General features: G+C 49.2%; 8 protein-coding genes. 7 read left to right on the plus strand and 1 reads right to left on the minus strand.

The window, feature by feature from the left end:
• Positions 1 to 162: 162 nt before the first annotated feature.
• From H7C19_RS14400 to H7C19_RS14415, 4 genes are all read left to right on the plus strand, one after another.
• Positions 163 to 615, plus strand: coding sequence for a helix-turn-helix domain-containing protein (locus tag H7C19_RS14400; RefSeq protein WP_185143358.1), 453 nt, complete (start codon positions 163 to 165; stop codon positions 613 to 615).
• A 262-nt stretch (positions 616 to 877) separates the two neighbouring features.
• Positions 878 to 1735 (plus strand): COG4705 family protein, encoded by an 858-nt coding sequence (locus H7C19_RS14405; protein ID WP_185143359.1) that lies wholly within the window; start codon positions 878 to 880, stop codon positions 1733 to 1735.
• Positions 1736 to 1958: 223 nt separating this feature from the next.
• Positions 1959 to 3038: a lactonase family protein gene (locus tag H7C19_RS14410; protein WP_185143360.1), complete on the plus strand. Its 1080-nt coding sequence runs from the start codon at positions 1959 to 1961 to the stop codon at positions 3036 to 3038.
• 73 nt (positions 3039 to 3111) lie between these two features.
• On the plus strand, positions 3112 to 6198 hold the full coding sequence (locus H7C19_RS14415) for an ATP-binding protein (protein WP_185143361.1): 3087 nt from the start codon (positions 3112 to 3114) through the stop codon (positions 6196 to 6198).
• Here H7C19_RS14415 and H7C19_RS14420 read toward each other — a convergent pair.
• Complete coding sequence (locus tag H7C19_RS14420) at positions 6162 to 7328, minus strand: response regulator (protein WP_185143362.1); 1167 nt, start codon at positions 7326 to 7328, stop codon at positions 6162 to 6164. The genes H7C19_RS14415 and H7C19_RS14420 overlap by 37 nt on opposite strands.
• A gap of 205 nt (positions 7329 to 7533) precedes the next feature.
• On the opposite strand from H7C19_RS14420, the gene H7C19_RS14425 reads away from it, so the two are divergent.
• The 3 genes from H7C19_RS14425 (at position 7534) to H7C19_RS14435 (ending at position 13546) form a co-directional block, all read left to right on the plus strand.
• On the plus strand, positions 7534 to 11706 hold the full coding sequence (locus H7C19_RS14425; RefSeq protein ID WP_185143363.1) for a DUF8202 domain-containing protein: 4173 nt from the start codon (positions 7534 to 7536) through the stop codon (positions 11704 to 11706).
• A 221-nt stretch (positions 11707 to 11927) separates the two neighbouring features.
• A complete protein-coding gene (locus tag H7C19_RS14430; protein WP_281384864.1) occupies positions 11928 to 12617 on the plus strand; it encodes a response regulator transcription factor in 690 nt (229 codons plus the stop codon).
• Positions 12614 to 13546 carry a sensor histidine kinase gene (locus H7C19_RS14435; RefSeq protein WP_185143364.1) on the plus strand — a complete coding sequence of 311 codons (933 nt, stop codon included), beginning with the start codon at positions 12614 to 12616 and terminating at the stop codon, positions 13544 to 13546. The genes H7C19_RS14430 and H7C19_RS14435 overlap by 4 nt, the downstream gene beginning before the upstream one ends.
• The last annotated feature ends 43 nt before the right edge of the window (positions 13547 to 13589 follow it).

Here is a 13589-nt window from a genome sequence, read left to right on the forward strand (position 1 = left end):
TTCGTTAGGTGTTGATATTGTAGTCAACTGCACGAAAACTATGCGGAAATTTGGTTACGCAACCTGAAGTTGCGGCCCCCCCCGCAACGAATGCGTTCTTTACTTGAGCATACGATTACGCCAATATGGGCTTATACATGGGAAAGAAAGGCAGCTGTTGCTATGATTTTCGGGGAGAAGTTAAAAACGGAAAGATCGAAGAAAGGTTGGTCGCAAGAAGAACTGGCCGCGAAATTGTTCGTAACCCGGCAATCCGTTTCGAAATGGGAGAATGGTCAGAACTACCCCAGCATTGAAATTCTTATCAAAGTTAGCGATCTATTCGGTTTAACCATCGACGAGTTACTAAGGAGCGATGAGGAGTTGACAAAAAATGTGATCAAAGAAAGCAAACAATTGGCTCATCCGAGAATTAAATTTCTTTTTGATGTCCTCTTTTTAGCGGGCCTGTTGCTGTTGGCGATCAAACTCGGCATACTTGGTCTGAACAAAGTAGCGGGATTCGACATTACGTTGTACGGCGGAAAGTTCTTTTGGAATTTTGGTTCGCTCATTCTGATGGTGATCGGGGGAATCGGCTCCAATATCCTTAAGGAGATGTACAAACAAGACTGATCCGACTCGGACATGATCAGGGACGCCACAAAGAATACATCGCCATGGACCGGTATCGCCACAAGCGGGGTCGTCCTACCGATACAGTACCATAGTTCAATTTACCGCCTTTAAGATCAGGCGGTTTTCTTTTGGTCAAAACAGGATTACCGTAGGAATATTTTCATGCGAAAAAATAAGTTTTTTAATATGTATTTAAGAGCTAGTTTATTTCTCCTTGCTAGCATTTAAGAATACTGTCGCGAAAGGAGAATAGATTAGAATGGAAACTGCTAACAAATTAGCAAGTTCGTCGATTAATAAGATTCCTCAATTAACGCTTTTGTTCTGGATTATGAAGATCGCTGCGACAACGTTGGGAGAAACAGGCAGCGATTTAGTTACGGTTCCTGGAGCGGATGATAATTATCTGATTCCTTTTTTATTTTTTATAGGCGTTTTTGTTGTCTTCCTAACCATTCAATTGTTTGTTAAGAAATATGTACCTCCTGTGTATTGGGTTGTTATTACGTCAACTAGTCTTGCGGGCACTGCATTTTCTGACTACATGGATCGTTCATTAGGATTAGGGTATATGAAAGGTTCTCTTTTATTAGTCAGTTTGCTGGTTATTATTTTTTTATTTTGGTATATCACTGAACCTACATTAAACGTAAAAAGTATTGCAACAAAACGAGTTGAAGTTCTTTATTGGGTTGCCATTCTGGTTTCGAACACATTAGGAACCGCGGCAGGAGATTTTTTATCGCACAAGGCTGAAGGAGTCGGGAAGTTAGCCGGTGGAGGAAGCTTCCTGGAACAAGGGTTGGGACTTACAATTGCGCAAGGCGCACTGCTCACAGGGGGCCTCATTTTACTCGTCCTATTCGCGTATTGGTTTACGAAAATGAATCGAGTCATTTTATTCTGGTTAGCATTCATTTTGACTCGTCCTTTTGGAGCGACGTTTGGGGATTACTTGATCAAGCCTCACGAAAAAGGCGGACTAGGACTTGAAAATGGCACACAAATTGCTTCTGGCATTTTATTGGGTATTCTTGTAATCTGTATTATCATTGAGTACGCAAAACCTAAAAGAGCGGATGATCCATCTGATTCGGCGCTTATCGCGATCAAGTGAATGATCCGGACAACGAAGGCACCCATTCGGGTGCCTTTTGATTTCTCCGCTTTAATGTTTGATTCGTTTATACAACGCTCGACCGCCCTTTTTCAAACCGCATCGCGTTCAGGCTTGCCACGCTTTAGGGGCATTTTTTAGGCTTCAAAATAGATGCAGATGAATATTATTAAACGAATTACCGGAAGGACCAAGGAACTGCCCGAAGGAGGAAAGTCATAAAATGCCAAGCATGGTCTACATGATGAGTAATAGGGAAGTAATGAATGAAGTCATTGCTTTTTACCGGGATATGAACGGCATACTCACCTTTGCAGGATCATACCCGACATATGGAAGAGGTACGGGTACCAGGGAAGTCTCGCCTGCGACAGCAAACGATGGCATCGATCCTCTTGCGTCACAAGGCTCACTATCTTTGTCCCGCGATGGCCGTTTATTATTTGCAGTTAATGCGGGCAGCAATAGCATCAGCAGTTTCATCATTACCGACAGCGGAGGACTAGTTATCGCTGATGTGAAGCCATCGGAAGGGGCTCAGCCAAATAGCTTAGATGTATTCGGTAATCTTCTTTATGTTTCAAATGTGGGTAATGCCGCCAATCATTTTGCATCCAACATCGCTGGCTTTCGAATAGAAGATAACGGACGTCTTACTCCTATTCCGGGATCCGCCCATTCTCTAAGTACGATCAATGCTCAGCCGGCGCAGGTCTTATTCACTCCGGACGGCAGTAAAATCGTTGTATCCGAGCTTACTACAGGCCATCTCAGCGTATTCCATGTTAATAAAAAGGGTACGGTTACAGGACCCATCATTAATGATTCTAATGGGATGGGACCGTTCGGCGCTCGTTTCCTATCCTCAGGACTTCTTTTAGTTACGGAGGTGGCTTCTAGCGCGCTGTCATCCTATTCAATGAGTGACAATGGGCTGCTTCAAGTGATCAGCGGCTCTGTACTGAACGGCCAGAAGACAGCATGTTGGGTTACGACTACGAGGGATGAACGTTTTGCATTTACCACCAATACCTTAAGCGGCACAATATCCACCTACCGTATAGATGGCAACGGGGCGCTGACGGTGATGGGGCATATTACAAGTACGCCGTTAGGAGCACCTACTGGCCTGCCAATAGATGCCGGGGTAAGCAGAGATGGACGCCATTTTTACACCCTTAACGGGAATCAAGGTACCGTATCCGTATTTCATATCAAGGATGATGGCAGTCTAGTCAGATTGCAGGTTGCCGCATCGGCCAACATTCCGTATTTTGGATCACAAGGTTTAGCTGTTCTCTGAGGCGGTATTCGTATGGACATGCAGGCTTCATCAAAGGAATTTCCTTGTTTTTGTCGAAATAGGTTAGATTATGATGACAAAACGAAAAACGATCCTTATTACAGGGTCATTCTTTTTCGCCTTATTCCTGATTCGAATCATCTGGGCTTTTCTTCAGTCGTCGCCGGATCACCCTTGTGCGGTTCGGGGCGAGTTAGATTTGCGCGGCTTCGACTTCACCAAGGATCGCACGGTTGCATTAGACGGAGATTGGGAGTTCTATCCCGGCAAGTTTGTGATGCGAAGCGGGTCGAACGCAATCTCATCCGAAGAGGGCAGGATGTTCATTCAAGTTCCCGGCAAGTGGAACTCGTCTATATCCGCGCACAACTCGCCATACGGCTATGGCTCCTATCGTCTGCGCGTCAAGGTCAACCCGGATAACGAGCTAACCTATGGCATCCGCGTTTCGAACGTGCGTACTTCGGCCGAACTCTATGTGAACGATCGTCTTGTGGCGGGAGAGGGGCAGCCTGCAGAGAACAAACAGCAGTATACAGCCCGAAGCATGCCTTACACCGCTGCTTTCAAGGCCGATACAGGCGAGATCGATATTGTCGTACAAGCTGCGAATTATGACAACAGCACCCAAGGCGGTTTGGTAGAATCGATCAGGTTCGGTAGCGAACGTGCGGTGGACAAAGAAGTAGGGTTTTCCGTCAACATGCAGTTAGTCGTATGTGTCGTTCTGATGATTCATGCCTTGTACGCGCTTATTCTGTATGCGATCGGCACCCGACAAAAGGCTTTGATCTACTTCTTTATGCTCGTTGTTAGTACCGTTCTCATGACACTGCTCGACGATGACAAGCTTTTGCTCGTTTGGCTGCCGGCCATCGACTACGAGTGGTCCATGAAACTCGTTCTTCTGTCCTTTATTGGAGTCGCAGCTTTCCTGCTGCAGTTTGCCAAAAGCCTCTTGCCGGAGCATGCGAAAAACAGCGTGTTCCGCTGGTTCCCCGTGCTCTGCGCGATGGCCGCGATCTCGATCGTACTTTTGCCGGCCGGGTTGGCGCGGGGCGGATTGATCGTCTACTACGCCTTGGATTTGCTCGCTTGCGTGTACTTTCTGACGTTCTCGCTGCGTACGGTCCTGAAGAACGATAAGGACGCCATTTATTTGGTCGTTGGCCTAACTGGTATTTTGACGAATATCATGGGAGGCTATCTCAAGGGTCTGCTCGATATGGGATACTACCCGATCGACCTGATCGTTGCGTTCCTCGCTTTTGCGTCTTTCTGGTTCAAACGTTATTTCCGTCAATCCGACCAAACGGCCAAGCTCGCCGAGAAGCTTCGGAAGGCGGACAAGCTGAAGGACGATTTCCTAGCCAACACCTCCCATGAATTGCGGAATCCGCTGCATGGCATCCTTAACATCGCCCAGACCGTTCTGGATACCGGAATGAAAGATCAAGACGACAAAAACAAAGAGAACATGAAGCTGCTTATTTCCGTAGGCAAGCGAATGTCCTACATGCTTAACGATCTGCTGGACATGACGCGGCTTCAGGAGAACGGCATCCGCTTGCACATAGGGAGTGTCCGCGTTCAGGGAGTCGCATCCGGCGTAACCGATATGCTTCGTTTCATGACGGAAGGCAAGCCGATTCGCATCGTCAACGACATTCCGGCCAACTTCCCTCCTGTCATGGCCGATGAAAACCGGCTTACGCAAATTTTGTTCAACCTGCTTCACAATGCGGTGAAATACACGGACCAAGGACAGATCGCCATAAAGGCCGAGGTCAAGGACGGTAAGGCGAACATCATCGTCGCAGACACCGGCATCGGGATCGATCTAGAAACACGGCAAAGGATGTTTGCGCCCTACGAGCAGGGGGACTCTGGCATAACGGCAATCGGAGGCGGGCTCGGGCTCGGATTAAGTATATGCAAGCAGCTGGTAGAGCTGCATGGAAGCGCGTTGGAGGTGAACTCCATTCCGGGCCAAGGTTCGGTCTTCAGCTTTGCCTTGCGGTTATCCGATTCATCCACCCGACAGGGCGAGGCGGCCATGCTCGCTCCGTTACCGCCCGTTTATGCGGAAACGGCGGTTTCTGCAGAAGCGGCGGTTTCCGCTTCCCCTGAACCTCGCGGCGACATTTCCGGACTGGAATCGGCGATCGGTTCGGACCGGCCCAACCTTCTGGTCATAGACGACGATGCCGTCAATTTAAATATATTGAGCAGCCTTCTTGCTTCGGAAAAGTATAACGTCGTCACCGCTGCAAGCGGACGTGACGCGCTTGCCATTCTGGATACCAGAGAATGGGACTTGATCATTACCGACATCATGATGCCGCATATGTCCGGATACGAATTGTCCCGCTTCGTTCGCGAGCGCTTCTCCGTCTCGGAGCTTCCCATTCTGCTCCTGACCGCTCGCGGCAGGCCGGAAGATATCGGTACCGGATTCCTGTCGGGGGCCAACGATTACGTAACGAAACCCGTTGATGCGATGGAACTGAAGTCCAGAGTAAGGGCGTTGACTGAATTGAAGCAATCGGTGCGCGACAGGCTGCGCATGGAAGCGGCTTGGCTTCAGGCGCAAATTCAACCGCATTTTCTGTACAACACGCTCAATTCGATAGCCGCGCTCAGCGAGATCGATAATGAGAAAATGAGCGCGTTGCTTGAAGCATTCGGCCATTACTTGCGGGCAAGTTTCGACTTTCGGAATTTGGAACGGCTCGTTCCGCTTGAGCATGAGCTTGGTCTGGTCCGCTCGTATCTGTATATCGAAAAGGAACGTTTTGACGACAGACTAAGCATTCGCTGGGAGGTGGACGAAGGGATTCAATTGCAAGTTCCCCCGCTCAGCATCCAACCTCTTGTTGAAAACGCCGTACGACACGGCCTGCTAAGCCGCGAGGAAGGCGGAGAAATTCATATCCGGATTTCCGCAAATGAACATGAGGCGGAAATTTCGGTCGCAGATAACGGCGTGGGGATGGATGAGGAAGAGGCAAGGCGCGTCCTGGACAGCCGTCAGGACGTAAAGGCGGGAATCGGCTTGTCCAATACGGATCGACGATTGAAACAGCTGTACGGAAAAGGATTGCAAATCCGGAGTGTTCCGAATCAAGGCACGATCGTCAGCTTTGTCGTGCCGACATGAGGGGAGGATTTTTTCCATCGCGCAAACCATTCCAATATGCCGGGACTGGGATCGGTCTCCGCTTCCTGTTTCAATAGGCGGGTCAGAAATTCATACTGTTTTTGAACGGAATCCGCGTCGTTCAGCCGGGCATAGATCTTCATAAGCGCGAGATAACCATCTTCATGCAGAGGTTCCTGCTTTTGGATTTGATGGTAAACGCCAAGCGCTTCCCTATTCATGTCGCAAGAACAATAGAATTGCCCCAACTGCTGGGCATGCTGCAGCCATAGCGCCTTTAGCCTTTGGCGTTCGCTCTCCGCCCATGCATAATGATCCTCTTCGTAAAAATCGCCGCGATACTTATCGAGCAGTCGCTGATGATCGGGGGCTTGCTCGATGGAAACCGGGTTTAAGCGGCGAAGCTCTTGTTCCCATTCTTCCGCGTCGATTCGCAGCCCTTTCGACTCCAGGATATATCCGTACTGAGCGTATCGGATCGAGATATAGCCATCCCCGACCGTATTCTTCCATACGCTGCGAATCCGATTCATACTCGTCTGCAGGTTGGCGAGCCCTTTGCGTTCGTCCAATTCCGGCCAAAGCAATTCCAGCAAAGTATTTTTGCTAATTACTTTCCCCCGATGATAGAGCAAGTAGGCGAACAACTCTTTCGCCTTCGTCGTTCTCCACTTCAGGAATTCCAATTCCCCATTCGGCTTCCGGATTTGCATGTCGCCCAAGCAACGGTACAACAATCCTTCCTCTTTCGGCGGTTCCGGATGATGCTGGGCAACGCGTTCACGCAGACGCTGTATGGTTTGGCTCAACCGTTCACGTCTTAACGGCTTCATTAAGTAATCGGTAGCATCCAGTTTGAATGCCTCAACCGCGTATTCATCATAGGCTGTCACATAGACGATCTTCGTGTCCGGCGAGATCGAACGTATTCGCTCTGTCGCCTTTAAACCATTCAATCCCGGCATTTGAATATCCAGAAAGACGGCGTCGGGTTGGGATTCGCCAATCTGCTTGATCGCCAACTCTGCCTTCGAGAAGGAGCCAGCGACTTTGCAATCGTGAAACTCCCCCAGCATTTTTTCTAACCTTAATAACGCAAGCCGCTCATCGTCTACCAGCATGACTTTCATTTGGATGCAGCCTCCCAACCGTCGGACCTTGAATCCCTATTTCTCCTGATATATCTATATCGGCAAGACGGGACTTCAAATTTATTCTGTGGTTAGAGTTTGGTTAGAGGTTTTGTCTATAATGTTGTGCATAGAAAACCGTACTTTTTGTCGTTTGGTGCGGAATATTCGCTATAAGTAAGTGAATTCAAAGGAGGATCAAATGATGTTTGCGAAGATGAAATGGAAGAAGCCGCTCAACCTGCTATTGGCCAGCGCCCTGACAACAGGCTTATTGTCTGCTGCATGGGCCCCTCAGACAGCCAAAGCGGCGCCTGATCCCGTCTATCCGGGCGGGGTATCCAACAACCTGCACCTATGGCTTCGTGCCGAAGACGGCGTGACGGCAGCGAACGGTACCGTTTCGGAATGGAAGGATCAGAGCGGTCATGGCCGTGATTTTTCCCAAGCTGACCCTGCCAAACAACCCGCTTATAATGATGACAGCAACCGGCTTAACTTTAACAAGGCCATCAATTTTGATGGAACCAAATTTCTGCAAAATGCGAATGGTATTCTGGGGAATAATACCTCCTACGATAATTTCAATGTGTTTATCATTTCGGGAACTGGGAATACGAGCAACTCCGTTTTTTGGGAAAATACGGCTGGCGGTGGCAGATTCCAGGTCCATCTTCCTTATGGCGGAGTCGTTTATTGGGATGCAGGGAATCAAGGTGGACAGCGAATATCCACTCCGGGAGTATCCGCAGAAGTAGGGAAATATTATATTTGGAACTTTAATTATGGCTTAGGCAGTACCACAGACGCCGGTCAATCCATTTATCGCAATGGGGAAAGTCTTAAATTTAAGGCCGGCCAGCCGGCCGATCCTCCCATCAAGGGGATTGGCAACCCTATGGTTCTTGGCAGAGAGATTGCTGACCAAGGTTATTATAAAGGCCAAGTAGGCGAATTCATCTTCTATTCAGGCCCATTAACGGTAGAAGACAGACAGAAGATCAATTCCTATTTAGCGATTAAATATGGCGTATCGTTAAGCAACGTCAATTATGTGGATTCAAAGGCTAACGTCATTTGGCAAGCGGATGCCGACTATAACAATAACATTGCAGGCATCGCCCGTGACGATGGACAAGGCTTGCAGCAGAAACAAAGCCGTTCCGCCAACGATGCTTCCAAGTTGACGATCGGGATCGGCGCGCTGTCGGAAAAAAATGAAGCCATCACAGAGGAGCTGCAAGACAAACAGTCCTTGGTCTGGGGCGACAATGGCAAGAACTTAACCTTCAATACGCCCATGGATTCCGCCAATAAAAACTATGCCGACCGGATTTGGAAGGTCCAAAACACCAACGGCGTTGGCGATGTGCAAATATCGATTTTAAAAAGCGCCGTCCCTGCAGACGCAATCTTGGTCGTAAGCGACAGCGCGGATTTTAAAGACGCTAAGGAGTATACACTAACTGAAACTTCGTTGAGTAGCGTTGCTTACTATACGACCACAACAAAAGTGGCGCTAGCGAACGATCAATTTTTCACTTATGCGATTCCGGTGCCCGGATTAGATCGTGCCACGCTTGAGCAAGTCGTAGCGGGCCAGAAACAAATCACCCTTAGCTTTGACCAAGATTTGCGCAGCTTGACGGACCTGAATGGATTTGTAATTAAAGTTGGCACCGCTACGGTAACACTTAATGCAGGGGATTATCAATTGGATCCCACCGACCCTAAGAAGTTGATTCTCACTTTGCCCAATGGAACCGACGTTACCGGTAAAACGGTGAGCGTATCCTATGATGGAACGGGCACTTTGAAAGGCACGAATGGTAGAACCGCTCATCCGTTTACGATGAATGCGATCGACTCGTATGCCGATGCTCTGTCGATCACGAAGCCCGGCGCGGACCCGGTAGCCGTCGGCAAGCCAACAATTGAAGGCACTGTCGAACCGGGCTCTACGGTGAACATCGTAATCAAGGATTCGAATGGCAATCCGGTAACAGGCGCAGGCGGCGCTGCAACTGTTGACGGCAACGGCAACTGGACGTTTGTTCCCAATGTGAGCTTGACAGACGGCAACTACAAGATTGAGGCAACCGCGGTTAAAAACAACCGGACGGCAACCAAGTCCAGCGGGATCCAGGTTGCGATACCAGAACCAACGTTAACCGTCACTGAACCAAGCGGCGATACGGTTTACGTACCTAAGCCTGAAGTGAAGGGAACCGCCGATAAGGACGCAGCCGTCACGGTTACGATTAAAGACAAAGACGGCCATGTAGTAGATTCGCAGGCCGTAACTGTCAATCCTGACGGTACTTGGAGCTTCCAACCCGGTAACGACTTGGTCGATGGGGACTACACCGTTGAAGTGACAGCGACGAAAGACGGAAAGACGTCAAAACAAACAAAAAATGTCGCCATCAACACTTCCCTGCCGGCGTTAACCATCACCGAACCGAGCGGCAATACCGTTTCCGTGCCTAAGCCTGTAGTGAAGGGGACCGCCGATCCGGGCGCAGCCGTCACGGTTACGATTAAAGACAAGAACGACCAAGTCGTCGATACGCAAGCCGCAACGGTCAATCCGGACGGAACTTGGAGCTTCCAGGCCAAAACCGACCTGGCCGACGGCGACTACACCGTTGAAGCGACCGCGACAAAAGATGGAAAAACATCTACGCAAACGAAACCGATTACGGTTGATACTGCAAACCGTTCTTCCCTGACCGGACTGGAACTCAAGGGCTGGAACGGAACGCCAATCGAACTGGCGCCAGTCGCTGGGGGAGTCGAGAACCAGTATACGGCTTCCGTATCCAATAGCGTCTATGCCGTAACGGCTCTGCCAACGGCACTTGATCCGAACGCGAAGATCGAAGTCTCCGTGAATAACGGCACTTGGCAGGAAGTTCCGAACGGTGCGGCAAGCGGAGATCTGAATCTGAATGTAGGCCCGAATACGATCGTAGTGAAGGTTACGGATAGCAAAGGCAATGTAACGGAGTATAAGCTGACCGTCACTAGAGCATCTGGCAGCGGCGAAAATCCCGGCGGACCTGGTGGACCCACCACGACCCCCACGCCTACGCCGACTGTGACGCCAAAACCGGGTGAATCGGGAATCGAAACCTCGGTGAACGGCAATAACGGAACGTTTGCCACCGGCACGACGTCAACCTCGGGAGACCGCACGGTTACGTCGGTTCAAGTCGACCTAGACAAGCTTGCCGGGGAATTGGCCAAAGGAAACGGACAGAAGCTTGGGATTCGTTCTCCGAAGGACGGCGATGTGAAAGTTGACGGATTAACGGCTGGAACCGTCAAACAAATCGCCGACAAGGGCGCAAGCCTGGAAATCAGCAACCCGCTGGCCATCTATCCGGTTCCTGGCGGCAAGATGGACTTGAACGGGGTGTCCAAGCAACTGAATGACGCGGGGCTGGGCGACATCGCGGTCCACATCGACATCGCTCGCTCTTCGGATGCCGTCATTTCTAACGCCAAGAACCAAGCGGCTGCGGAAGGCTACGAGTTGCTCGTGACGCCGGTCGATCTCGACCTGAGCTTCTCGCATGACGGCAAGACGGTAAGATCGGAACAGCTGAACGGCTACGCAGCGAAATACATCGCTCTGCCGGACGGCATTGATCCGAATCGCATCACGACGGGTGTCATTATCAATGAGGACGGCAGTGTGTACCATGTACCGACGGTCGTAACGAAAGTCAACAACCGTTACTATGCATTGATTAACGATCTGCGCAGCCATGGTACGTACTCCGTCATCTGGAATCCGCAGGATTTCGACGATGTGAAGAACCATTGGGGCAAGGCGGATGTGAACAATATCGCCGCAAGGCTTGATCTTGCGGGGACAGGGAACAATACGTTCTCGCCTAACCGCAACGTAACGCGTTCCGAGTTCTCGGAGATCGTGGTTAACGGTCTGGGCTTGTTGCGTCAGAACGCTCCGCAGAATAAATTCTCCGATGTTCCGGATTCCGCTTGGTACCGGAAAACGGTATCGATCGCCAATGAATTCGATATCGTTCGCGGGTTCAACGACGGCCAGTTCTACGGCAATCGGCAGATTACGAGAGAACAGGGGATCGCGATGATCGCCCGGGCCTACCAACTGATCGAACCGAAAGCCGCGCTTGGTCAGGATCAAATCGATTCTCTGTTGGCGAAGTATGAGGACGCGAAAAACGTATCGGCTTGGGCGAGAGAGGACGTCGCTCGGATGATTGAGGCGGGGATCGTGCAAGGCAACGGACCGCAGCTTCTGACCCCGCAGTCGAACATGACGCGCGCCGAAGTGACTGCGTTGATCGCAAGATTACTCAAAACGACCACTCTGATTGACAAGTAAACTACGTTTACCCAACAACCACTGCCGACTTAAACAGTCGTCGGTGGTTGTTTTTTTGGCCCGGCAGGTTATTATTCGCCACTAGACCCGTTAAGCTGAAACCTATCAGAAGTGACGGCGATAAATGTTATTGGGGGCTTGGGGGCTTAATGGTAAACTTATACTTATGGAACCGCACACTCTGAGATGCTAATTGCCTAGGTAAATGAGGAGATGAAGATTTGCCTACGATATTGGTAGTAGAAGATGAAAAAGAGATACGTGAGATGATCGTTAATCATTTAAAGGCGGATAGCTTTGATATTGTCGAAGCAGCCGATGGCGAAGAAGCCTTGTTCATCATCAGCAAGCATAAATTTGATCTCATTTTATTAGATTTGATGCTGCCCAAGTTGAGCGGTAAGAAAGTGATGGCCCATATTAGAGAGCGTTGCTTGGTGCCATTGCTCATCATATCAGCTAAGGATACAGAGACAGATAAAATTCTCGGACTCGAATTAGGGGCGGACGACTACATAACAAAACCGTTCTCGATGGGCGAGTTGAACGCACGAATACACGCTCTGCTTCGAAGGGCTGGTTACTCTCGTTCAACGTCCGAAGAAACGATGATACGTCTCGGTCAACTGGAATTAAACATGGAGGACTACTCACTGGTCAAGCCGGATCGGAAGATCAATCTTACAGCCAAGGAATTCGAGATCCTCAAGCTATTTTTCACCCATCCCAAAAAAGTATTTACGAAAGCGCAAATTTATTCGAGCGTATGGCAGGAGGATTTTGTCGGGGACGTCAACACGGTAATGGTGCATATCAGCCGCCTTCGCGACAAGATTGAAGATAACCCTGCCGAGCCGAGAATCATTAAGACTGTCTGGGGAATCGGCTATAAGTTGGGAGATCAGGCATGAGGTATGTGCTTCTTCTTTCTGCGTTATGCGTTGTCTTGCTGCTCATTCTCATCTATGCCCTTATTCAGTTAAGGATCAAGAACAAGCACATTTGCGAAATCGCAATATCGCTTGAAAATTACTCGCAAGATGCGGTGAATTCAAGGGTCCGATTGTTGACAGCCGATCCGAGCAGCCGTCGATTGATTGAAAATATGAATCAACTTCTGAAGGAACATGAAAATTACCGTATTCGTGATGCGCAAACACGCGATGAGATGGGCAAAATGTTATCCAACGTGTCGCATGATCTACGTACACCTATGACGATCATACTTGGATATGTTCATGCGTTGAATGCCAACCCCGATATGAACAGCGACCAGGCAAAAGCCTATCTGTACAAAGTAGAAAACAAAACGAAAGAAATCATCGACATGATGAATGATTTTTTCTCCCTATCGAAGCTGGAATCTGGGGATGTGCAAATACAACTTTCAAGGCACAATGTATCGGAGATTTTACGAGAGAACATATTGGCCTACCACGATATCATCACCGGAATGAAGCGCAATGTTGACATCAGCCTTCCCGAAGAAGACTGTTATGCTCTAACGAATCGGGAAGCTCTCAATCGCATTCTCGGCAATCTGATTAACAATGCCATCAAATATGGCGCAGACGGAGATACCATTGGTTTTAACGTTAACGATCAAAATGATAAGGTGTACATCGAGATCTGGGATAACGGCAAAGGGATCCCGCATTCACAAATCCAGCGGATCTTCGAACGCTTGTATACCTTGGAAGAATCGCGCAGCAAAGATTTGGGGGGAAGTGGATTGGGCCTCGCTATCGTAAAGGTTCTGGTGGAAAAAATGGGGGGAGAAATAGAGGCGTGCAGTCTTCCTTATGAGAAGACCAGTTTCCGCTTTTACTTGCGAATGTAAGAAATATGTATGATTGAAGACAGATCTTTTACAGATCTGTCTT

It is taken from the genome of Cohnella nanjingensis, from assembly GCF_014212125.1.
GTDB classification, from domain to species: domain Bacteria; phylum Bacillota; class Bacilli; order Paenibacillales; family Paenibacillaceae; genus Cohnella; species Cohnella nanjingensis.